This is a genomic window from Streptomyces sp. NPDC042201 (assembly GCF_055582185.1).
Genome location: NZ_JBVJDS010000008.1, coordinates 258894 through 281124, shown reverse-complemented (window position 1 = coordinate 281124; position 22231 = coordinate 258894). Strand labels below are relative to the sequence as shown.

Genomic DNA, 22231 nt, shown 5'->3' with positions numbered 1-22231 from the left:
GCGGCGCGGTCAGCGGCGACGCAGGTCCGCCACGCGCGCCCGCTCGCCCGGCTCCTGCGGCGTGAGCGGTGTCCCCGCGCTCCGCAGTGTCGGCCCCGGACCCGCCGCGTGCGTACGGCGCTGTCCCGGGAGCGGGACATCCCGGCGGGCCTGGCGCCCCGGCGGAACGGCGTCACCGCCGGAACCGGCCGCCGCGCCCGCCACCGCGATCTGCACCCCTTGGTCCGCGAGCGCCTGAAGCTCGGTCGCCGCGCGGTCGTCGTGCGCGGGCGGCTCGTCGGTGACCAGCCGGCTGATCAGGTCCGTCGGCACGGTCTGGAACATCGTGTCGGTGCCGAGCTTGGTGTGGTCGGCCAGCACCACGACCTCCGCCGCGGCCTGCACCAGCGCCCGGTCGACGCTTGCCGAGAGCATGTTGGACGTGGACAGCCCGCGCTCGGCCGTGAGCCCGCTCCCGGAGAGGAACGCACGGGTGACCCGCAGCCCCTGGAGGGACTGCTCGGCCCCGCTGCCGACCAGCGCGTAGTTCGAGCCACGCAGCGTGCCGCCCGTCATGACGACTTCGACCCGGTTGGCGTGCGCCAGCGCCTGTGCGACCAGCAGCGAGTTGGTGACGACGGTCAGCCCGGGGATCCGCGCGAGCCGGCGGGCCAGCTCCTGCGTGGTCGTACCGGCGCCGACGACCACGGCATCGCCCTCTTCGACGAAGCTCGCGGCGAGGTCGGCGATGGCCGTCTTCTCCGCCGTTGCGAGATGGGACTTTTGCGGAAAGCCGGATTCTCGCGTGAATCCGCCCGGCAGTACCGCACCGCCGTGCCGGCGGTCGAGGAGTCCTTCTGCCTCCAGCGCCCGCACGTCCCGCCGTACGGTCACTTCGGAGGTCTGGACGACGCGGGCGAGCTCACGGAGCGACACGGCCCCGTTGGCGCGCACCATTTCGAGGATCAATTGGCGACGTTCTGCAGCGAACACGAAACTGACAGTAACCCCAACGACCGTCTGCTTTCAGCAGTTTGCGCCGAATAACAGAAGTTGTACACAGACGAGCGTCCCAAGTGGTATAGAACGATCTCGCCGGTCACCCGGGCCGGTTGGTCAGCTCTCGTCGGCCGTCTTCCGGGTGTGCAACTGCCGTGCCACCTCGGCGATCGAGCCCGACAGGGACGGGTACACGGTGAAGGCGTTGGCGATCTGCTCGACCGTCAGATTGTTGTCGACCGCGAGCGAGATCGGATGGATCAGCTCACTCGCGCGCGGCGCGACGACCACACCGCCGACCACGATGCCGGTACCCGGACGGGCGAAGATCTTGACGAAGCCGTCCCTGATGCCCTGCATCTTGGCGCGCGGGTTACGCAGCAGCGGCAGCTTGACGACACGGGCGTCGATCTTGCCGCCGTCGACATCCGCCTGGCTGAAGCCGACGGTGGCGATCTCCGGGTCGGTGAAGACGTTCGACGAGACGGTCTTGAGATTGAGCGGCGCCACCGCGTCGCCCAGGAAGTGGTACATCGCGATCCGGCCCTGCATGGCCGCCACCGAGGCGAGCGCGAAGATCCCGGTGACGTCGCCCGCGGCGTAGACGCCGGGCGCGGAGGTACGGGAGACCCGGTCGGTCTTGATGTGGCCCGAGTCCTTGACCAGGACGCCGGCCTCCTCCAGGCCCATGCCCGCGGTGTTCGGGATCGCGCCGACCGCCATCAGACAGTGCGTACCGGTGATGACCCGGCCGTCGGAGAGGGTGACCTCGACCCGGTCGTCCACCCGCTTGGCGGCCTCCGCGCGGGAGCGCGACATCACATTCATGCCGCGGCGCCGGAAGACGTCCTCCAGCACGGCGGCGGCGTCCGGGTCCTCGCCGGGCAGCACCCGGTCACGCGAGGAGACGAGCGTGACCCGCGAGCCCAGCGCCTGGTACGCGCCGGCGAACTCGGCACCGGTGACACCGGAGCCGACCACGATCAGCTCCTCGGGGAGCTCGGTCAGGTCGTACACCTGGGTCCAGTTGAGGATGCGCTCGCCGTCCGGCAGCGCGTCCGGGATCTCGCGCGGGTGCGCGCCGGTGGCGATCAGTACGGCGTCGGCGGTGAGCGACTCCTCGCTGCCGTCCGCCGTGGTCACGATCACCTGGCGGGAGCCGTCCATGGCCTGCTGCCCGTGGAGCCGGGCGCGGCCGCGCATGACGCGGGCGCCGGCCCGGGTGACGGAGGCGGTGATGTCGTGGGACTGGGCGAGGGCGAGCCGCTTCACCCGTCGGTTGACCTTGCCCAGATCGACACCGACGACGCGGGCCGCCTGTTCGAGGGGCGGGGTGTCGTCGGCGACGATGATGCCCAGCTCCTCGTACGAGGAGTCGAAGGTGGTCATCACCTCGGCCGTCGCGATGAGGGTCTTCGACGGCACGCAGTCGGTGAGCACCGACGCGCCGCCGAGGCCGTCGCAGTCGACGACGGTCACCTCCGCGCCGAGCTGGGCGCCCACCAGGGCAGCCTCGTAGCCGCCGGGTCCGCCACCGATGATCACGATCCGGGTCACGAAAAAGTCCGCCTCGCGTTGTCAACCCGGCCCGTCTGCCACCCCGGCCGGGGTTCCGGGGTGTCCCCCGGGGGATGCAGTACGTACTCCATTGTCCCGCACGCTTCAAGCAGCTTCGCCCCGGGGCCCTCCCCGAGGGAAGCCTTAGGTACGGCCGGTGCACCGGCGGCCACGCCCGCACCTCCCGTACCCTCGACCTCATGTCGCTCTACGCCGCGTACGCCGGCAACCTCGACGCGCGGCTGATGACCCGCCGCGCCCCGCACTCCCCGTTGCGCGGCACCGGCTGGCTCAACGGCTGGCGGCTCACCTTCGGCGGAGAGCAGATGGGCTGGGAGGGCGCGCTGGCCACGGTCGTGGAGGCCCCGCGCTCGCAGGTCTTCGTCGCGCTGTACGACATCGCTCCGATGGACGAGGACTCCATGGACCGCTGGGAAGGCGTCGGGCTCGACATCTACCGCCGGATGCGCGTCCGGGTGCACACCCTGGACGGCGAGGAGCCGGCCTGGATGTACGTCCTGAACGGCTACGAGGGCGGTCTGCCCTCCGCCCGCTACCTGGGCGAGCTGGCCGACGCGGCGGAATCGGCCGGCGCCCCGCACGACTATGTGATGGAACTGCGCAAGCGCCCCTGCTGAGCCGCACCCGCCCCTCGGACCGGGTGTTTCGTCGGAAACGACAGCACAACGATGTCAAGCGTGTATGCACATCATCTACGCGCGTAGGGCATTACCGGCTACCCTCATCCGCGTGAACGCATCTGTTATCCCGGCCAACGCCGACGGATCCGCCGACCCCCTTGCCGCCGCCGACGCCGCCGCGGCTCGCCTGCGCGAGCTCACCGGCTCCGAGTCCCACGACGTCGCTATTGTGATGGGCTCAGGGTGGGCTCCCGCCGTCGACGCCCTCGGTGCCCCCGAGGCGGAGTTCGCGGTGACCGAGCTCCCCGGGTTCCCGCCGGCCGCCGTGCCCGGCCACGGCGGCCGGATCCGCTCGTACAAGATCGCCGAAAAGCGCGCGCTGGTCTTCCTGGGCCGTACGCACTATTACGAGGGCCGCGGCGTCGCCGCCGTCGCCCACGGCGTACGTACCGCGGTCGCCGCCGGCTGCAAGACCATCGTCCTGACCAACGGCTGCGGCGGACTGCGCCAGGGCATGCGCCCCGGCCAGCCCGTGCTGATCAGCGACCACATCAACCTGACGGCCGTCTCCCCGATCGTGGGCGCGAACTTCGTGGACCTGACGGACCTGTACTCACCGCGGCTGCGCACGCTGTGCAAGGAGATCGACCCGGCCCTGGAAGAGGGCGTGTACGTCCAGTTCCCCGGCCCGCACTACGAGACCCCGGCCGAGATCAACATGGTCCGCGTCATGGGCGGCGACCTGGTCGGCATGTCCACGGTCCTGGAGGCCATCGCGGCCCGCGAGGCCGGCGCCGAGGTGCTCGGCATCTCGCTGGTCACCAACCTCGCCGCGGGCCTGTCGGGCGAACCCCTCAACCACGAGGAGGTCCTCCAGGCCGGCCGCGACTCGGCGACGCAGATGGGTGCCCTGCTGGCTCAGGTGCTTGAGCGCATCTGAGCCGGGAATGACATCAGGCCCGGGCACTCCACCCTGACCCGGTACCGCGGCAACCACTGATCGAGCAATCCCGAGCGGCGCCGGCATCGGCGCGAGGAGGTGCCCCCCACCGTGCAGCAGCAGGACATCGTCGCGCGAGCCAAGGCCTGGCTGGCCGAGGACCCCGACAGCGACACCCGCGAAGAACTCGGCAAGATCATCGATGCCGGGGATCCCGGCACCCTCGCCGAGATGTTCTCCGGCACGCTGCAGTTCGGCACGGCCGGACTGCGCGGGGAGCTGGGCCCCGGGCCCATGCGGATGAACCGCGCCGTGGTCATCCGGGCGGCGGCGGGTCTCGCCGCGTATCTGAAGGCCCAGGGCGACGGCGACGGCCTGGTCGTCATCGGATACGACGCCCGCTACAAGTCCGCGGACTTCGCCCGGGACACCGCGGCCGTGATGACCGGCGCGGGACTGCGCGCCGCCGTGCTGCCACGGCCCCTGCCCACGCCCGTACTGGCCTTCGCCATCCGGCACCTGGGCGCCGTCGCCGGCGTCGAGGTCACTGCCAGCCACAACCCGCCCCGGGACAACGGCTACAAGGTCTATCTCGGCGGCGGCTCGCAGATCGTGCCGCCCGCCGACGGCGAGATCGCGGCCGCGATCGACGCGGTCGGCCCGCTGAAGACGGTGGAGCGCCCCGACGACGGCTGGGAGATCCTCGGGGACGAGGTCCTGGCCGCCTATCTGGAGCGTACGGACACCGTCCTGACACCCGGTACGCCGCGGACCGCGCGGGTCGTCCACACCGCCCTGCACGGCGTCGGCACGGAAACCCTCACCGCGGCCTTCGCACGGGCCGGCTTCCCCGCGCCCGTCCTGGTGGCGGAGCAGGCTGAGCCCGATCCGGCCTTCCCGACGGTCGCGTTCCCCAACCCGGAGGAGCCGGGCGCGATGGATCTCGCCTTCGCCACGGCCCGGCGCGTCCAGCCCGACCTCATCATCGCCAACGACCCGGACGCCGACCGCTGCGCGGTGGCCGTCCCCGACGACGCGGCCGACGGCGGCTGGCGGATGCTGCGCGGCGACGAGGTCGGCGCGCTGCTCGCCGCCCACCTCGTCCACAAGGGCGCGACGGGCACCTTCGCCGAGTCGATCGTCTCGTCCTCGCTGCTGGGCCGGATCGCCGAGGCGGCGGAGCTGGGCTACGAGGAGACGCTGACCGGCTTCAAGTGGATCGCCCGCGTCGAGGGTCTGCGGTACGGGTACGAGGAGGCGCTCGGCTACTGCGTCGACCCGGACGGCGTACGCGACAAGGACGGCATCACGGCCGCGCTGCTCGTCGCCGAGCTGGCCTCGGAGCTGAAGGCGCACGACCGTACGCTCACCGACCTCCTCGACGATCTCGCCGTCACCCACGGCCTGCACGCCACGGACCAGCTCTCGGTCCGCGTCAAGGACCTGTCGCTGATCGCGGACGCGATGCACCGGCTGCGCGCGCACCCGCCGACGGTGCTGGCCGGTCTGACCGTCACCTCCACGGAGGACCTGACGCGGGGCACGGACGCCCTCCCGCCGACGGACGGCCTGCGCTACCGCCTGGAGGGCACGTACGGCGCCCGCGTCATCGTCCGCCCGAGCGGCACCGAGCCCAAGCTCAAGTGCTACCTGGAGGTCGTGATCCCGGTGGCGGACGCGACGGCCCTGTCCACGGCGCGCGCGGCCGGCACGGAGGTACTGACGGCGCTGAAGCGAGACTTGTCGGTCGCGGCGGGCATCTGAACCCGTTGTCTTGGCCGGGGCCGCCGTCCGGCGTTTCGCCGTCCGGCGGGGGTGCGGGTACGGGTTGTCTTGGGCGGGGGCCGGTTCTCGGGTGCGGGTCGCCGTCCGGCGGGGTGCGGGTTGTCTTGGGCGGCGGGCCGGTGTTCGGGTGCGGGTTGTCGCCGGGTGCCGGGTAGGGGTGGTGTCCTGGACTGCATGATTTACGGCGCGTGCGGGCCGGTGGTGACGTGACCGGTTGTCGAGCGCCACAAATCACGCTCTACGTCCTGGACACCACCCCTACCCGTCCCCCTCCACCACCCGCACAGACCCCCCCGGCCCCAGGCCCACGAGCCGCCTGGCGCGGGCCCACCGGCGGGAGGGGGTCGGGGGTGCAGGAGGTGCGTGACCGGACGTAAAGCGTGATTTGTGGCGCGCGACGAGCCGCACCCTTCATCCGGTCCGCAGGGCGCCGTAAATCATGCAGTCCGGACACGCACCTCCGGAACCCCCGACACCCGCACCACGACAAACGGCCCGCACCTGCACCCTCGCCGGACGGCGAAACGTCAGGGCAGAAGCAGCAGCACGATCAGGAGAATCAGGCCCGCCGCCGCCGGGGCCATGATCTCGTAGGCCCAGCGGATCGTCGGTGCGCCCTGCGCGGTGGGGCGGGTGGCGGAGCGCTCGGCCAGGTCGCGCAGCTCGACCACCGTCCGGTCCGCCTGCGCCAGCCGGGCCTGGGTGTCGGTGACGTCCGCCTGTACGGAGGTCCTGCCGTACGGGTCGTCGTGCGCGAGGTGCGTCTGACGGCGGGCGGCGCGCTTGCGCTGACGGAGGGAGACGGGGACCGCCCAGAGCTGGAACTTCCCGTCGTTCTCGGTGAACACCTCGCACGAGTACGCGGCCCGCACATTCGTGACCGTCCCCCAGGGGAGGGTGATCGTCCGGAAGGGGTTCCTGATCCGCAGCCGGTCCGCGTTGGCGAAGACGGCCGGGCGCAGGCTGAACGCGACGACGAGCGGGACGACGAGCAGCAGCCCGGCGAGCGCCAGCCAGGGGGTGCGGCCCGTCCCCCGGGCGAGCGCGTCACCGCCGATCCAGGCGGCGATCAGGAGCAGCGCGACACCGCCCATGATCCCGCCGGCCGACCGGAAGACGCGGTCGGCGTAGGTCGGCTCGGTGGGCTCATCGGGGCTCGTCATATGCCCGATTCTGCCGCATGCCCCCGGCAAGCCGGAACGAGCGGCCCCCCGGTCACAGCTCGGGAACGGCTCGCCCGGCAACCTCACACCCCCCTGTACAGGTTGCTACGCGCGTAGATATGCTCATCTGGTGACCATGCCCATCATCACCCCCGCATTCGCTGACGTGGCCGCGTCCGACAGCACATTGCGCCGCTTCCTCCACGGGCTGCCCGGCGTCGACGCCGTCGGCCTGGAGGCACGCGCCGCATCGCTCGGTACGCGCTCGATCAAGACCACGGCCAAGGCGTACGCCATCGACCTGGCCATCTCCATGATCGACCTGACGACGCTCGAAGGCGCGGACACCCCGGGCAAGGTCCGGGCGCTCGCCGCCAAGGCCCTTCGTCCCGATCCGACCGACCGCACCACGCCCTCCACCGCCGCGGTCTGTGTCTATCCGGACATGGCGGAGACGGCCGTGGCCGTGCTGGCCGGCTCCGGGGTGAAGGTCGCCTCCGTGGCCACCGCCTTCCCGGCCGGCCGCGCCGCGCTGGGCGTGAAGCTCGCGGACACCCGCGACGCCGTGGCCGCGGGCGCCGACGAGATCGACATGGTCATCGATCGCGGCGCGTTCCTCGCGGGTCACTATCTGAAGGTCTACGAGGAGATCCGCGCCGTGAAGGAGGCGGCGGGGGCCGCCCGCCTCAAGGTCATCTTCGAGACCGGCGAGCTCTCCACGTACGACAACATCCGCCGTGCCTCCTGGCTCGGCATGATCGCCGGCGCGGACTTCATCAAGACGTCCACCGGCAAGGTCGGGGTCAACGCCACCCCGGCCAACACCCTCCTGCTGCTGGAGGCCGTACGCGACTTCCGCGCGCAGACCGGGGTGCAGATCGGCGTGAAGCCGGCCGGCGGCATCCGCACCAGCAAGGACGCGCTCAAGTTCCTGGTGCTGGTCAATGAGACCGTCGGCGAGGACTGGCTGGACAACCACTGGTTCCGCTTCGGCGCTTCCAGCCTGCTGAACGACCTGCTGATGCAGCGTCAGAAGCTGGCGACCGGCCGGTACTCCGGCCCCGATTACGTCACGGTGGACTGAGGCAGAGATGGCATTCGAATACGCACCCGCTCCGGAGTCCCGCTCCGTCGTCGACATCGCGCCGAGCTACGGCCTGTTCATCGACGGCGAGTTCACCGAGGCAGCCGACGGCAAGGTCTTCAAGACCGTCAGCCCGTCCACCGAAGAGGTCCTCTCCGAGGTCGCCCAGGCCGGCGCCGAGGACGTGGACCGCGCCGTACAGGCGGCCCGTAAGGCGTTCGAGAAGTGGTCGGCGCTGCCCGGCGCCGAGCGCGCCAAGTACCTGTTCCGTATCGCGCGGATCATCCAGGAGCGCTCGCGCGAGCTGGCCGTCCTGGAAACGCTCGACAACGGCAAGCCGATCAGGGAGACCCGCGACGCGGACCTCCCGCTGGTCGCCGCGCACTTCTTCTACTACGCGGGCTGGGCCGACAAGCTCGATCACGCTGGGTATGGGGCGAGCCCCCGGCCACTCGGCGTGGCCGGACAGGTCATCCCCTGGAACTTCCCGCTGCTGATGCTCGCGTGGAAGATCGCCCCGGCGCTCGCCACCGGCAACACGGTGGTCCTGAAGCCCGCCGAGACGACCCCGCTCTCCGCCCTGTTCTTCGCGGACATCTGCCGCCAGGCCGGGCTGCCCAGGGGCGTCGTCAACATCCTTCCCGGATACGGCGACGCCGGCGCCGCGCTCGTGCGGCACCCGGACGTCAACAAGGTCGCCTTCACCGGCTCCACCGCGGTCGGCAAGGCCATCGCCCGCGAGATCGCCGGCACGGACAAGAAGGTCACGCTCGAACTGGGCGGCAAGGGCGCCAACATCGTCTTCGACGACGCCCCCATCGACCAGGCCGTCGAAGGCATCGTCACCGGCATCTTCTTCAACCAGGGCCAGGTCTGCTGCGCCGGATCGCGGCTGCTGGTCCAGGAGTCGATCCAGGACGAGCTGCTGGACTCGCTCAAGCGCCGGCTGTCCACGCTGCGCGTCGGTGATCCGCTGGACAAGAACACCGACCTGGGCGCGATCAACTCCGCCGAGCAGCTGGCCCGTATCAAGACGCTGACCGAGACAGGCGAGGCGGAGGGCGCGGAGCGCTGGTCGCCCGCGTGCGAACTCCCCTCCTCCGGATACTGGTTCGCGCCGACGCTCTTCACGAACGTCACCCAGGCGCACACCATCGCCCGGGACGAGATCTTCGGTCCTGTGTTGTCGGTGCTGACCTTCCGTACGCCCGACGAGGCCGTCGCGAAGGCCAACAACACGCAGTACGGCCTCTCGGCCGGTATCTGGACGGAGAAGGGCTCCCGCATCCTCGCGGTCGCCGGCAAGCTCCGGGCGGGTGTCGTCTGGGCCAATACGTTCAACAAGTTCGACCCGACCTCGCCCTTCGGCGGCTACAAGGAATCGGGCTTCGGCCGCGAAGGCGGCCGCCACGGCCTGGAGGCGTACCTCGATGTCTAAGGAATCCATCAGCGGCTCCGCCGCGGGCCGGCTGAGCGTCTTCAAGACCTACAAGCTGTACGTCGGGGGCAAGTTCCCCCGCAGCGAGAGCGGCCGGGTGTACGAAGTGACCGACTCCAAGGGCACCTGGCTGGCCAACGCCCCGCTGTCCTCACGCAAGGACGCGCGTGACGCGGTCGTCGCGGCCCGCAAGGCGTTCGGCGGCTGGTCGGGCGCGACCGCGTACAACCGCGGCCAGGTCCTCTACCGCGTCGCCGAGATGCTGGAAGGCCGTCGCGACCAGTTCGTACGGGAAGTGGCGGAGGCCGAGGGCCTGTCCAAGGCGAAGGCCGGGGCGGTCGTCGACGCCGCGATCGACCGCTGGGTCTGGTACGCGGGCTGGACCGACAAGATCGGGCAGGTCGTGGGCGGGGCGAACCCGGTCGCGGGTCCGTTCTTCAATCTCTCCACCCCGGAGCCGACCGGGGTCATCACGGTCCTGGCGCCGCAGGACTCGTCCTTCCTCGGCCTCGTCTCGGTCGTCGCCCCGGTGATCGCCACGGGCAACACCGCGATCGTCGTCGCGAGCGAGAAGTCGCCGCTCCCGGCGCTCTCCCTGGGCGAGGTGCTGGCCACCTCCGACCTCCCGGGCGGCGTGGTCAACGTCCTCTCCGGGAAGACCGCCGAGATCGCGGCCCCGCTGGCCGCGCACCAGGACGTCAACGCGATCGACCTGACCGGCGCGGACGAGGTCCTCGCCAAGGAGCTGGAGATCGCGGCGGCGGACAATCTGAAGCGGGTGCTGCGTCCGCGGTCCGCGGACTGGTCGGCCGATCCGGGCACGCACCGCCTGACGGCCTTCCTGGAGACGAAGACGGTCTGGCACCCCACGGGCAGCCTGGGCGCGTCCGGTTCGGCCTACTGAGCCGCTCACGCATCCCGCCGGTACGGGAGGACCCCCGCCGCTCCGAGGAGTGGCGGGGGTCCTCCCGTATATCTGAGGTCCTCCCGTATATCTGTACGGGAGCGGATCAGCCGGGCAGCATCCCCGCCGCCGGGCCGGCCGCCGGCAGGTCCGTGAGCGTGCCGCCCCGGGTCACGGGACCGGTCACCATCGTCGTGGACAGCGGCTTGAAGTCGGCGACCTGCGTACCCGCCGAGTTGTCCAGCGGGTCCACGCCCGTGCCGGCCAGCGGGTTGAGCTTGAGGCGCTTGGCGGGGGTCACCGCGCCGGTCGTCCCGTGCCCGAGGGCGTCGCTGAGGTCCTGGCCCATCACCGCGCTCGCGGTGTCGGTGCCCGTCGCGGGCGCGAGGGCGGCCGGCTCCGCCGCCTGGGCCGCCGCACCGCCCAGACCGAGGGCGGCGCCCGCCGCCGTGACGGTCAGACCGGCGCGCAGCAGAGTGCGGCGCGGGGAGGTGGGAGCTGCGTGACGTGCCATGGGATTTCCTGCCTGGCGGGTGAGTGAGTAATCGAGCTGACACGCAGCGTAGTTGAGGCGGGGTGTCCGAGGCCAATAAACCCGGCCGATCGGTCCCCGGGGGTTCCCTGCTCGGGCGTATGCCGCACACTGGTGTCCCGTGAGTCCCCAATCCCCCATGACCCGGGTCGTGCTGCTCGCCGGCCCCTCAGGCTCCGGAAAGTCGTCCCTCGCCGCCCGTACGGGCCTGCCCGTGCTGCGCCTCGACGACTTCTACAAGGAGGGCGACGACCCGACGCTCCCGCTGGTCCCGGACAGTACGGACATCGACTGGGACTCTCCGCTGTCCTGGGACGCGGACGCCGCGGTCGCGGCGGTCATGGAGCTGTGCCGTACGGGCCGTACGACCGTTCCCGTCTACTCGATCGCCACCAGTTCACGGGTGGACACGGAGGCGCTGGACATCGAGCGCACCCCGCTGTTCCTCGCGGAGGGCATCTTCGCGGCCGATATCGTCGCGCGCTGCCAGGAGCTCGATGTGCTGGCCGACGCGCTCTGTCTGCGCGGCCGTCCCTCGACCACGTTCCGGCGGCGGCTGCTGCGCGACCTGCGCGAGGGACGGAAGTCGGTTCCGTTCCTGGTGCGGCGCGGCTGGCGGCTGATGCGCGCGGAGCGTGTGATCGTCGGCCGGCAGACGGCGCTCGGCGCGTACGCGTGCGGCAAGGCGGAGGCGCTGGGCCGTATCGCGGCCGCGGCGGCCGGCCGGTGCCCGGGGCAGCGTGGCGCGCGGCCGCCCGCGGCGGAGATCACGGACGCGGCAGCCCGTACGGCGAGCGGTCACTGAACGACGCGTGCGGCGGGCGACCGCCCGCGCGGCATCGTCTCGACAGCACAGAGAAGCGGGACCGGACAAGACCCCCCGGCCTGTTCGGTCCCGCTTCCTTTTTCTGTGCTCCCCCGTGGTGTCCCCCCGGACTCCCCCGTGTTTCCCCCGTACTCCCGCCGTCTCCCCCCGGAGACGACAGGCCCCCCGTTTCCCCCTACTGCCCTCAAGCGACCAGTTCGCCGAAGGACTCTTCCTCGTCACGGCCGAAGCTGAGGACCTCGTCCTCGCGCAGCCGGCGGAGCGACCGCCAGATGCTCGACTTCACCGTGCCGACACTGATGTCGAGGATGTCCGCGATCTCCGGGTCGGTGCGGCCCTCGTAGTAGCGCAGTACCAGCATCGTGCGCTGCAGCTCGGGAAGGCGCGAGAGCGCCTGCCAGAGCACCGCGCGCAGTTCCGTGCCGCGCATCGCGTCGGTGTCGCCCGCCGTCTCCGGCAGCTCCTCCGTCGGGTACTCGTTGAGCTTGCGCCTGCGCCAGGCGCTGATGTGCAGATTGGTCATGGTGCGGCGGAGATAGCCGCCGACCGCTGCCTTGTCGCTGATCCTGTCCCACGCCCGGTACGTGGAGAACAGCGCGCTCTGGAGCAGGTCCTCGGCCTCGAAGCGGTCCCCGGTCAGGTGGTAGGCCGTCGCGTACAGGGAGGCGCGGCGCTCCTGGACGTAGGCGGTGAACGCCGCTTCGGCGTCCGCCGTCCCCGCCGGGTCCTTCCGCTCCCCCGTGACCTCCCCGTACGCGGCCGCCACGTTGCTCACCTGCGGCGCGTCAACCACCGTCATGTACGACGGCTTGTGCTGACGCCCGGCGCCGCGAACGCACCCCCGCCCGTTCACGGCGCCGGACTTCTCGCTGCTCCGCGTGACGTCGTGGAGACGCGTGACTACCGCGCTCGAGGTCGTGCCGTGCGGTGCGTTCATCTCGCGCCCCCCGTCGGTTGGAGTCTGATTCGTTCCGTGTGCCAATGAGCTTGCCGGGGCAGTTTCATGGCGCTGTCCGCCGACTGTCACAGGCCTGTCACAGGGGACTTCGGAGCTTGCGCGCCCCGCGCGGGAAGGTACGGCCGCTCCAACTGTCGAACTCCGGTCCCCCCATGGGACAGAATGACCTCTGTGCCTTTCCTGTTGCTGATCGAGGACGACGACGCCATCCGCACGGCCCTCGAACTCTCGCTGTCACGCCAGGGCCACCGTGTGGCCACCGCGGCGACGGGAGAGGACGGCCTGAAACTGCTGCGGGAACAGCGGCCGGATCTGATCGTGCTGGACGTGATGCTCCCCGGGATCGACGGTTTCGAGGTGTGCCGTCGCATCAGGCGTACCGACCAGTTGCCGATCATCCTGCTGACCGCGCGCAGTGACGACATCGATGTGGTGGTCGGCCTGGAGTCCGGGGCCGACGACTATGTGGTGAAGCCGGTGCAGGGGCGGGTGCTGGACGCCAGGATCCGCGCGGTACTGCGGCGCGGCGAGCGGGAGTCCACGGATTCCGCGACGTTCGGCAGTCTGGTGATCGACCGGTCCGCGATGACCGTCACGAAGAACGGCGAGGATCTGCAGCTCACGCCGACCGAGCTGCGGCTGCTGCTGGAGCTGAGCCGACGGCCGGGCCAGGCGCTGTCGCGGCAGCAGCTGCTGCGGCTGGTGTGGGAGCACGACTACCTGGGCGACTCGCGTCTGGTGGACGCGTGTGTGCAGCGGCTGCGGGCGAAGGTGGAGGACGTACCGTCCTCGCCGACCCTGATCCGTACGGTGCGCGGAGTGGGCTATCGGCTGGACGCGCCTTCGTGAGGGACGCACCCGCGGCGGGCGGGCCCGGCAGTTCGGCGCAGAGCGGCCCGGTACAGAACGGCGCGACGAGGTACGACGCGGAGCGCGCCGCCGGCGGCCCGGAGCCGACCGGTGCGGAGAGCGGCGCCGCGAAGACCGGCGCGGCGAAGAAGGCGATCATCGCGGGGCTCCGCTGGACCAGTCTGCGGCTGCGGCTCGTGGTCGTCTTCGGGGCCGTCGCGCTGACCGCCGCGGTCTCCGCGTCGGGGATCGCGTACTGGCTCAACCGCGAGGCCGTGCTGACCCGGACGCAGGACTCGGCCCTGGACGACTTCCGGCAGGAGATGCAGAACCGCGCCGCGGAACTGCCCCTGCGGCCGAGCCAGAGCGATCTGGAGAACACGGCCCAGCGGATCGAGGGCGACAGCCCCGGCTACAGCGTGCTGCTGATCGGTGAACGCGCCGAGGGCAAGCCCATCGTCGGCGCCTCCGATCCGGACGCGTTCACCCTCAGTGATGTGCCCGCCTCGCTCCAGCGGGCCGTGAACGAGAAGCAGAAGGTCACGTCGGGGAACGCCTATCCGTACCACCTCTTCTGGCAGCGCACCGAGCGCGCCGGCACGCCCTATCTGGTGGGCGGTACGCGAATCATCGACGGCGGCCTGACCGGATACATGTTCAAGTCCCTCGACCAGGAGCGCGCGGACCTCAACTCGCTCGCCTGGTCGCTGGGGATCGCCACGGCGCTCGCGCTCGTCGGGTCGGCGCTGCTCGCCCAGGCCGCGGCCACGACCGTGCTCAAGCCGGTACAGCGGCTGGGCGAGGCGGCGCGGCAGCTCGGTGAGGGCAGGCTCGGTACCCGGCTGCGGGTGTCGGGAACGGACGAACTGGCCGATCTGTCCCGTACGTTCAACAAAGCCGCGGAGTCGTTGCAGAAGAAGGTCGCGGACATGAGCGCGCGGGAGGAGTCCAGCCGCCGCTTCGTCGCCGACATGTCGCACGAGCTGCGTACCCCGCTGACCGCGCTCACCGCCGTGACGGAGGTCCTGGAGGAAGAGGCAGACAACCTCGACCCGATGATCGCGCCGGCCGTGACCCTGGTGGTGAGCGAGACCCGCAGGCTCAACGTCCTGGTGGAGAACCTGATGGAGGTCACCCGCTTCGACGCGGGTACGGCCCGGCTCGTCCTCGACGATGTCGATGTCGCCGACCAGGTCACGGCCTGTATCGACGCGCGTGCCTGGCTGGACGCGGTGGACCTGGACGCGGCGCGCGGGATCATGGCGCGGCTGGATCCGCGCCGGCTCGATGTGATCCTGGCGAATCTGATCGGCAACGCGCTCAAGCACGGCGGTTCGCCGGTGCGGGTGGCGGTGCGGACGGAGGGCGACGAACTCGTCATCGAGGTACGGGACCACGGGCCCGGTATCCCCGAGGACGTACTGCCGCATGTCTTCGACCGGTTCTACAAGGCGAGCGCGTCCCGGCCACGCTCCGAGGGCAGTGGGCTCGGCCTGTCGATCGCGATGGAGAACGCCCATATCCACGGCGGCGACATCACGGCGTCCAATGTGCCGGACGGCGGCGCGATGTTCGTCCTGCGGCTGCCGCGGGACGGCTCGGAGACGGCGGGGCTGGATCAGGAACAGGGACGGGGAGAGGAAGGCGACGTACCGTGACGCCCATGAGCCGGCCGCGCGGGATCCGGACGGGCGGGGGCCGCACCGGCGGGAGCCGGCCGGCCGTCGCGTTCGCGCGGCTCGCGGGCGCGGTGGCGCTCGCGGTCTGCGCCGCGGGGTGCGGGATCAGGACCACCTCGGTCCCGGTGGACGCCGGGCCCGCGCCGTCCCGGGTGCCGTGCGAGGTCTCCGGCAAGGACGTGATCACGCAGACACACCCGGGCATCCCGGTGTTCATCTATCTGGTGTGCGCCTCCGAGCTGGCCGCGGTGGAGCGTACGGCGCGGATCCCCGAGGAGAAGGTGTTCGACAGCCGGGTGCAGATCGGGCAGGCGCTGCTCGACGAGCTTCAGGCGCAGCCGTCGTCCGCCGAGCGGGAAGCGGGCTTCACCACGTCCGTACGGGGGACGCTGCTCGTGTCCGCGCCGCGCGAGGGCGATCCCGCGGGCACGCTGCGGCTCAGCCTCCAGCCGGAGGACCTGCCGGCGGCCGCGCTCGCGCAGATCGTCTGTACGTTCGCCGAGAGCGACGCCACGGACGGCCAGGTGGTGCTGGGCGGGCCCGGGGACTATCCGCCGCGCCGGTACGGGTGCGACCAGGAGACGAAGCGCCGTCCGGACTCCACGGCGCCGACGCTCGCCCCGCTGCCCTCGGCGTCGTAACGGCCATCGGGCTGTCGTCGGCGTCGTAGCTGCTTACGGGCTGTCGTCGGCGTAACGGCGAACGGGTGATGCCCGTCTCATGAGGCCGTTCGTCCGGAACCGGCGGAACCGATCCCGCTTACGGCCGCGTCTTGGGGTGCGTGCGTCAAGGTCCGGGCGGCAGTGCCGCCATCCGCTTCCGCAGGGCGGGACTCGCCCTTCTCCTCATGCATCTCCTGATGGTGGGGTGGCTGACGCTCCGTCCGCTGGATGTCACGTGGGTGACCGCGGCCAACCTGCGGCCGTTCGCCGGTATCCGGGCGGATCTGGCGCTGGCCCCCCTGCACGCCGCACGGCGCATCGGTGAGGGACTGCTGCTGCTGGCCCCGCTCGGCGTGCTGCTGCCGATGGCGGGGGGCAGGCTCACCGTCTCCCCCTGGGCGTCCCTGGCGCGTACGGTCGCGGCCGGCGCGTTGCTCTCCCTGGGGATCGAGCTGCTGCAGACCGGAGTGCCGGGTCAGGTGGTCGACGTGGACTCGCTGCTGCTCAACACCGCGGGTGTCGCGCTGGCGCACCTGGTGGTCGTGCCCGCGGGCCGGGCCAGAATGCGCCGCAGACGGCGCTCCCACCCCGTCTCCGCGGCGGTCTACGGGGCGCGGCGCCCGGAAGGCGTACGGCACGCCGTTCCCTGGGATGACGCCTCTCAGGGCGCGACCCCGACGATTCCCAGGGTCGGGGTCGCCCCATAGAGCGACGCTTTGCCCCCTTCTCCGGGGGCACCATGGAAACAACGGGAGCACAAGGAGAGGCTCCCGCCTCGGTCTCGTGAAGGAGCCCACCATGGCCGCATTGGTCCGCCCGGTCCGCCCCCGTGCCGGACGCATGATCGGCGGAGTGTGCGCGGCGCTGGCACAGCGTTTCGGCACCTCCGCGAGCACGATGCGGGTGATCTTCCTGGTCTCGTGTCTGCTGCCGGGCCCGCAGTTCCTGCTCTACCTGGCGCTGTGGGTGCTGCTGCCGAGCGAGAAGAACCGCACTGCCACGACCGCCTGGTAGCCGGCCGCGGCCTCGTTCCCGCACCGTGGGGGCGCTCACCCGTAGGCGGGTGGGCGCCCCCACGGTCGTGGTTCCGGAGGCGATCAGCCGCCGAGGGCCGTCCCGTTGACCGGGAGGCCGCCCTTCGCCAGACCGTTCACGGGCAGTCCGCCCTTGCCCGGACCGTTGACCGGCAGTCCGCCCTTGCCCAGACCGTTGACCGGCAGCCCGCCCTTGCCCAGACCGTTCACCGGCAGTCCGCCGAGCAGCGTGTTGGGGGGATTGGTGGTCCCGGCGGCCCGGAGCGCGTAGGGGCCGGTCTGCTGGACGGCGCCGAGCGCGGTCCGGCCCGCGGTCGCCGAGGCGGAGGTGGGTACGGGGAGCTGCCCGGCGGCCTCGTCCATCGGCAGCGTCTTGGTGACGAGGTCCAGCCCGGTGCCGGCGTCGGGGGCGGCGGGCGCGGCGGCGGAGGCACTGCCGGCGGCGGTGGCGGCGAAGGCGACGCCGAGGGCGGCGACACCGAGCGTCTTGACAGCGGACTTCTTCATCTGGGTTTTCGTCCTTGGGGAATGAGGGGAATGCGAGCGGCTCTCCAAGGTAGCCAGCCGCGCGCGGAGCCCGCAAACACCGGGAAGCGGCCGGGAATCCGTATCCCCGACCGCTTCCAGGTCTATGTGATCGAGCCGATCCAAGCGGAGATCAGCTGGTCACAGCTGTCTGCTTGAACAGCCATTCGGATTTCAGCTCGGCATATCCGGGCTTGATCACGTCGTTGATCATGGCCAGTCGTTCATCGAAAGGAATGAATGCTGATTTCATCGCATTGACGGTGAACCACTGCATGTCATCGAGCGTGTAGTCGAATGCCTCGACCAACAGCTCGAATTCACGGCTCATGCTCGTGCCGCTCATCAGCCGGTTGTCGGTGTTCACGGTCGCGCGGAAGTGCAGCTTGCGCAGCAGACCGATGGGGTGCTCGCCGATCGAGGTGGCGGCGCCCGTCTGCAGATTGGAGCTGGGGCACAGCTCCAGCGGGACGCGCTTGTCCCGTACGTACGCGGCGAGCCGGCCCAGCTTCACCGACCCGTCCTCGGCGACCTCGATGTCGTCGATGATGCGCACGCCGTGACCGAGCCGGTCGGCGCCGCACCACTGGAGCGCCTGCCAGATGGACGGCAGCCCGAAGGCCTCGCCGGCGTGGATGGTGAAGTGGTTGTTCTCCCGCTTCAGATACTCGAACGCGTCGAGGTGGCGGGTGGGCGGGAAGCCGGCCTCGGCGCCCGCGATGTCGAAGCCGACGACGCCCGAGTCGCGGTAGCGGTTGGCGAGTTCGGCGATCTCCAGGGCGCGGGCCGCGTGCCGCATGGCGGTGAGCAGCGCGCCGACGCGGATACGGTTTCCGCTCTCGCGGGCGCGTCGCTCGCCCTCCCGGAAGCCCTCGTTGACGGCCTCGACGACCTCTTCGAGGGTGAGCCCGTGCTCCAGGTGCTGCTCGGGGGCGTACCGCACCTCGGCGTAGACGACGCCGTCCTCGGCGAGATCCTCGGCGCACTCCGCGGCGACCCGGAAGAGCGCGTCGCGGGTCTGCATGACGGCGCAGGTGTGCGCGAAGGTCTCCAGATAGCGCTCCAGCGAGCCGGAGTCGGCGGCCTCGCGGAACCAGAGGCCGAGCTTGTCGGACTCGTGCTCGGGCAGGGCCTCGTAGCCGACCTCGTGGGCGAGGTCGATGATCGTGCCGGGGCGCAGCCCGCCGTCCAGGTGGTCGTGGAGAAGGACCTTGGGGGCGCGGCGGATCTGTTCGGCTGTGGGTGGACGGTAGGTCTGGCTCGTCATCTTCGCACTCTAACGCCTACGCGCGTAGATCGGCGGGGGTCGATACGTAACAGTGACCGCGCGGACGGGTGGCGTACACCTGCCCTTCTGAGACTGTTCTGTTATGGGATGGCACGCAGTTCCCGGGCCGGGGGAGCGTACGGCAGGCCGGGACGGGTGGGCACGCGGGCGTCGCGCGGAGCCTCAGGCACGGCTGGGGCGGGCGGTCACCGCACTCGCCGCGGGATCGGCGGTAGGGGGCGTGGTCCTGGTACTTCCCGAGGGCGAGCCGGTCTCGGCCCGCCGCGCCTCGGCCGTCGCGTACGCAGGGATGCTGCCGCTCGCGCGGTCGCTGGCCAGGTCAGGGGCGGCCGAAGGGCTGGTCGTGCATGTGGTCCACTACCGCGGGCGCGGCTGGAACGGACCGGACGCGCGCCTCGCGGCGGACGCCGACTGGGCGGCGGAGGAGGCCGTGCGGCGCTACGGCGACATACCGGTGTGCCTCGCGGGACACGGGATGGGCGGCCGGGCCGCCCTGCACGCCGCAGGCCACACGGCCGTCAACTCCGTGCTGGCGATGGCCCCGTGGCTGCCGGAGGACGACCGGGCGGTCGAACCGGAGCCGGTACGGCAGCTGGCGGGGCGTCAGGTGATGATCGTGCACGGTACGACGGACGCGCGTACCGATCCCGAACTCTCCTACCGGCTGGCCGAACGCGCCAAGAAGGTCAACCGGGACACCTGCCGCTTCGAGGTCCACTCCGACGGCCACGCGCTGCGTCAGCACCACGGCGAAGTCCTGGCCCTGGCAGCGGACTTCGTGCTCGGCGCGCTGCTCTCGCGTACGTACTCCCGGCCGGTCGCGGACGCGCTCGCGGCGCCGCCGCCGCTGGGGTTGCGGATGCCGCTGGCGGCGGGGTTCGGCCGGTCACTGCGGCCGTAGGTCAGGGCGGGCCTGGCCGCTGAGGTCCCGTCAGTCCGGCAGCAGGTGGCCGCGGCGGGAGATCAGGAAGCGTTTGAAGGCGGCCACCGGCGGGGTGTCCGGGTGGCCGTCGAGCCAGGCGACGCCGATCTCGCGTACCGCGCGCGGCGCCGTGACCGTCAGTTCGACCACCCCGGGGCGGGCCACGGCGGGCGGCGGCAGCAGGGCGACGCCCAGGCCCGCCGCGACCAGGCCGCGCAGCGTCTCGGCCTCCTCGCCCTCGAAGGCGACGCGCGGCCGGAAGCCGGCCTCGGCGCAGAGGTCGTCGGTGATCCGGCGCAGTCCGTAACCCGGTTCGAGGGTGACGAAGGTTTCGTCGGCGGCCTCGGCGAGGCGGACGCGGCGGCGCCGGGCGAGCCGGTGGTCGTCGGGGACGACCAGCCGCAGCCGCTGTTCGTCCAGCCTGCGGGCGACCAGATCGGGGGCGTCCGGTACCGGTGAGGTGAGACAGAGGTCCAGATCGCCCGCGCGCAGGCGTTCGATCATCGCCTCGCCGTAGTTCTGGACCAGTTGGAAGCGCACGCGCGGATGGTCGGCGCGGAAGGCCCGGATCAGTCCGGGCACGGTCTCCGACCCCATGGTGTGCAGAAAGCCGAAGGCGACCTTGCCGGACGCCGGGTCCGCGTCGGCCCGTACGGTCTCGGCGGCCCGTTCCACCTCCGCGAGCGCGCGTTCGACGGAGGAGAGGAAGGTCCGGCCCGCGTGGGTGAGGGAGACCGTACGGCCCTTGCGGGCGAACAGGGCGATGCCCAGGTCCTTTTCGAGCCTGACCATCGCCCGGGAGAGGGTGGACTGCGGGACGCCCATGTCCTGCGCGGCGCGGGTCACATGTTCATGGCGGGCCACCCCGGCGAAGTACGCGAGACGGGGCGCGAGGACCGCGGACCAGGACTCGGGGTCCAGTTCGGCCGTCACCGGCATGTCGTCTTCGTAACTGTTCCATGACACGCGCGCTCGTGAGCTGGGTTCATGCACCATGGGAACGATTATCTCCATTCCATGCATTGGACGCATGAAGACGGGGTGCCTACGGTCGTCGTATGCCTTCAGTCAGTACCGAGGCGCCCGTCATCCCGGGTGCCTCCGCCGCGCCGTCCGCTCAGCCTTCGCCTTCCTCGCCGTCCGCCCCGTCGCAGCTCTCCCCCGGCGGCCCCGGCTACCGCCGGATGAGCTTCGCGCTCTTCGCCGCGGGGGTCGCGACCTTCGCCCTCCTTTACTCCACGCAGGCCCTGCTGCCCGCCATCTCCGCCGACCTCGGCGTGACGGCCGGCCAGGCGAGCTGGACGGTCTCGGCGGCGACGGGCGCGCTGGCCCTGTTCGTCCTGCCGCTGAGCGCGCTGTCCGAGCGGTTCGGCAGGCGCACCCTGATGACCGCGTCGCTGGTGATCGCGGTGGCGGTCGGGCTGCTGGTGCCGTTCGCGCCGGACATCGAGTGGCTGGTGGCGCTGCGCGCCGTGCAGGGCGCGGCGCTCGCCGGGCTCCCGGCGTCGGCGATGGCGTTTCTCGCGGAGGAGGTACGGCCGAAGGCGCTGGTCGCCGCGATCGGGCTGTTCGTCGCGGGCAACAGCGTCGGCGGGATGAGCGGCCGTATCGTCACCGGCTGGGTCGCCCAGCTGTGGGGCTGGCGCGCGGCGCTGGGCGCGGTCGGGCTGATGGCGGTGGTGTGCGCGGTGGCCTTCCGCGTCCTGATCCCGAAGGCACGGAACTTCACCTCGCGGTCGCTGAGCCCGCGGGCGCTGGCGAAGACCGTCGGCGGGCATCTGGCCGACCCGCTGCTGCGACGGCTGTACGCGATCGGCGCGCTCTTCATGACGGTGTTCGGCGCGGTCTACACCGTGATCGGCTACCGGCTGGTGGAGGCGCCCTTCAACCTCCCGCAGGGCATCATCGGCTCGATCTTCCTGGTCTATCTGGTCGGTACGGTCTCCTCGGCGGCGGCCGGGCGGCTGGTCGCGCGGCTGGGCCGGCGCGGGGCGCTGTATCTGGCCGTGGGGACGACGGCGGCCGGCCTGCTGCTGTCGCTGTCGGACACGCTGGCCGCGGTGCTGCTCGGTCTGGTGCTGATCACGGCGGGCTTCTTCGCGGGCCACGCGGTCGCCTCGTCGTCGGTGAGCCGTACGGCGAAGACGGGCCGCGCGCAGGCCTCGGCGCTCTACCAGTCGGCGTACTACCTGGGCAGCAGCGCGGGCGGCACGCTGGGCGCGGTCGCGTTCCACGCCGGCGGCTGGGAGGCAACGGTGCTGCTGGGACTGGTGGCGGTGCTCGGGGTCGTCTCGATCACGCTGTACGGGACGCACGCGGCGCGGACCGAGGCCGCGAGGCGGCCGGTGCCGGCGGTACAGCGGTAGGCGGTGCCGCACGGCGCCCGGGGCTCCACGGCGCCTCGGGCGCCATTTTTCATCCTTTTGACCCGAAACCGGCGATTGTCAGTGGCCTGCGGTAGCTTCC

General features: G+C 71.4%; 22 protein-coding genes. 14 read left to right on the top strand and 8 right to left on the bottom strand.

Translation table 11 applies throughout. The features are described from left to right. Positions 1-9: 9 nt before the first annotated feature. Both ACZ6MZ_RS21430 and ACZ6MZ_RS21425 read right to left on the bottom strand, forming a co-directional pair. Positions 10-972, bottom strand: a complete 963-nt coding sequence (locus ACZ6MZ_RS21430) for a DeoR/GlpR family DNA-binding transcription regulator (protein WP_384182206.1) — start codon at positions 970-972, stop codon at positions 10-12. 123 nt (positions 973-1095) lie between these two features. Continuing rightward, on the bottom strand, positions 1096-2535 hold the full coding sequence (locus ACZ6MZ_RS21425; protein ID WP_384182209.1) for an NAD(P)H-quinone dehydrogenase: 1440 nt from the start codon (positions 2533-2535) through the stop codon (positions 1096-1098). Positions 2536-2735: 200 nt separating this feature from the next. On the opposite strand from ACZ6MZ_RS21425, the gene ACZ6MZ_RS21420 reads away from it, so the two are divergent. The 3 genes from ACZ6MZ_RS21420 (at position 2736) to ACZ6MZ_RS21410 (ending at position 5880) form a co-directional block, all read left to right on the top strand. After that, a complete protein-coding gene (locus ACZ6MZ_RS21420; protein ID WP_319684561.1) occupies positions 2736-3173 on the top strand; it encodes a gamma-glutamylcyclotransferase family protein in 438 nt (145 codons plus the stop codon). A 106-nt stretch (positions 3174-3279) separates the two neighbouring features. Further along, the gene (locus ACZ6MZ_RS21415; protein WP_389784154.1) at positions 3280-4116 is read left to right on the top strand and encodes a purine-nucleoside phosphorylase; all 837 of its coding nucleotides are present in this window, start codon (positions 3280-3282) and stop codon (positions 4114-4116) included. 111 nt (positions 4117-4227) lie between these two features. Beyond that, the gene (locus ACZ6MZ_RS21410; RefSeq protein ID WP_469353592.1) at positions 4228-5880 is read left to right on the top strand and encodes a phospho-sugar mutase; all 1653 of its coding nucleotides are present in this window, start codon (positions 4228-4230) and stop codon (positions 5878-5880) included. Between the two features lie 548 nt (positions 5881-6428). On the opposite strand, the gene ACZ6MZ_RS21405 is transcribed toward ACZ6MZ_RS21410, so the two are convergent. Then, entirely contained in the window at positions 6429-7064 is a 636-nt protein-coding gene (locus tag ACZ6MZ_RS21405; RefSeq protein ID WP_384182214.1) for a PH domain-containing protein, read from the bottom strand. Positions 7065-7200: 136 nt separating this feature from the next. Between ACZ6MZ_RS21405 and deoC the strand changes: the two genes are divergently transcribed. The 3 genes from deoC to ACZ6MZ_RS21390 are packed head-to-tail and all read left to right on the top strand — an operon-like array spanning position 7201 to position 10490. After that, a complete protein-coding gene (deoC, locus tag ACZ6MZ_RS21400; RefSeq protein ID WP_384182464.1) occupies positions 7201-8148 on the top strand; it encodes a deoxyribose-phosphate aldolase in 948 nt (315 codons plus the stop codon). A gap of 7 nt (positions 8149-8155) precedes the next feature. Continuing rightward, the gene (locus ACZ6MZ_RS21395) at positions 8156-9586 is read left to right on the top strand and encodes an aldehyde dehydrogenase family protein (RefSeq protein WP_469353590.1); all 1431 of its coding nucleotides are present in this window, start codon (positions 8156-8158) and stop codon (positions 9584-9586) included. Beyond that, positions 9579-10490, top strand: coding sequence for an aldehyde dehydrogenase family protein (locus tag ACZ6MZ_RS21390; RefSeq protein WP_469353589.1), 912 nt, complete (start codon positions 9579-9581; stop codon positions 10488-10490). Before ACZ6MZ_RS21395 ends, ACZ6MZ_RS21390 begins: the two co-directional genes overlap by 8 nt. Positions 10491-10596: 106 nt before the next feature. Here ACZ6MZ_RS21390 and ACZ6MZ_RS21385 read toward each other — a convergent pair whose 3' ends face one another. Continuing rightward, the gene (locus tag ACZ6MZ_RS21385) at positions 10597-11004 is read right to left on the bottom strand and encodes a hypothetical protein (protein ID WP_469353587.1); all 408 of its coding nucleotides are present in this window, start codon (positions 11002-11004) and stop codon (positions 10597-10599) included. A 157-nt stretch (positions 11005-11161) separates the two neighbouring features. Between ACZ6MZ_RS21385 and ACZ6MZ_RS21380 the strand changes: the two genes are divergently transcribed. Further along, entirely contained in the window at positions 11162-11827 is a 666-nt protein-coding gene (locus ACZ6MZ_RS21380; protein WP_384182467.1) for a hypothetical protein, read from the top strand. 205 nt (positions 11828-12032) lie between these two features. On the opposite strand, the gene ACZ6MZ_RS21375 is transcribed toward ACZ6MZ_RS21380, so the two are convergent. Continuing rightward, positions 12033-12785, bottom strand: a complete 753-nt coding sequence (locus ACZ6MZ_RS21375; protein WP_384182224.1) for a SigE family RNA polymerase sigma factor — start codon at positions 12783-12785, stop codon at positions 12033-12035. Between the two features lie 192 nt (positions 12786-12977). On the opposite strand from ACZ6MZ_RS21375, the gene afsQ1 reads away from it, so the two are divergent. The 5 genes from afsQ1 (at position 12978) to ACZ6MZ_RS21350 (ending at position 17010) form a co-directional block, all read left to right on the top strand. Then, entirely contained in the window at positions 12978-13655 is a 678-nt protein-coding gene (gene afsQ1 / locus ACZ6MZ_RS21370; protein ID WP_173476453.1) for a two-component system response regulator AfsQ1, read from the top strand. Further along, positions 13553-15313, top strand: coding sequence for an ATP-binding protein (locus ACZ6MZ_RS21365; RefSeq protein WP_389784117.1), 1761 nt, complete (start codon positions 13553-13555; stop codon positions 15311-15313). Before afsQ1 ends, ACZ6MZ_RS21365 begins: the two co-directional genes overlap by 103 nt. A gap of 5 nt (positions 15314-15318) precedes the next feature. Further along, a complete protein-coding gene (locus ACZ6MZ_RS21360) occupies positions 15319-15975 on the top strand; it encodes a hypothetical protein (RefSeq protein WP_384182230.1) in 657 nt (218 codons plus the stop codon). Positions 15976-16181: 206 nt separating this feature from the next. Next, on the top strand, positions 16182-16703 hold the full coding sequence (locus ACZ6MZ_RS21355) for a VanZ family protein (protein WP_389784115.1): 522 nt from the start codon (positions 16182-16184) through the stop codon (positions 16701-16703). A 91-nt stretch (positions 16704-16794) separates the two neighbouring features. After that, positions 16795-17010: a PspC domain-containing protein gene (locus ACZ6MZ_RS21350; protein WP_384182236.1), complete on the top strand. Its 216-nt coding sequence runs from the start codon at positions 16795-16797 to the stop codon at positions 17008-17010. Between the two features lie 83 nt (positions 17011-17093). Here ACZ6MZ_RS21350 and ACZ6MZ_RS21345 read toward each other — a convergent pair whose 3' ends face one another. Beyond that, complete coding sequence (locus tag ACZ6MZ_RS21345; protein WP_384182239.1) at positions 17094-17537, bottom strand: ATP-binding protein; 444 nt, start codon at positions 17535-17537, stop codon at positions 17094-17096. Between the two features lie 151 nt (positions 17538-17688). Beyond that, positions 17689-18822, bottom strand: coding sequence for an adenosine deaminase (locus ACZ6MZ_RS21340; protein WP_469353583.1), 1134 nt, complete (start codon positions 18820-18822; stop codon positions 17689-17691). Between the two features lie 241 nt (positions 18823-19063). Here ACZ6MZ_RS21340 and ACZ6MZ_RS21335 point away from each other — a divergent pair, with 241 nt between their 5' ends. Further along, a complete protein-coding gene (locus tag ACZ6MZ_RS21335) occupies positions 19064-19744 on the top strand; it encodes an alpha/beta hydrolase (RefSeq protein WP_386877938.1) in 681 nt (226 codons plus the stop codon). 30 nt (positions 19745-19774) lie between these two features. On the opposite strand, the gene ACZ6MZ_RS21330 is transcribed toward ACZ6MZ_RS21335, so the two are convergent. Further along, a complete protein-coding gene (locus tag ACZ6MZ_RS21330) occupies positions 19775-20761 on the bottom strand; it encodes a LysR family transcriptional regulator (RefSeq protein ID WP_384182246.1) in 987 nt (328 codons plus the stop codon). A gap of 62 nt (positions 20762-20823) precedes the next feature. Here ACZ6MZ_RS21330 and ACZ6MZ_RS21325 point away from each other — a divergent pair, with 62 nt between their 5' ends. Next, positions 20824-22131 carry an MFS transporter gene (locus tag ACZ6MZ_RS21325; protein WP_469353581.1) on the top strand — a complete coding sequence of 436 codons (1308 nt, stop codon included), beginning with the start codon at positions 20824-20826 and terminating at the stop codon, positions 22129-22131. The last annotated feature ends 100 nt before the right edge of the window (positions 22132-22231 follow it).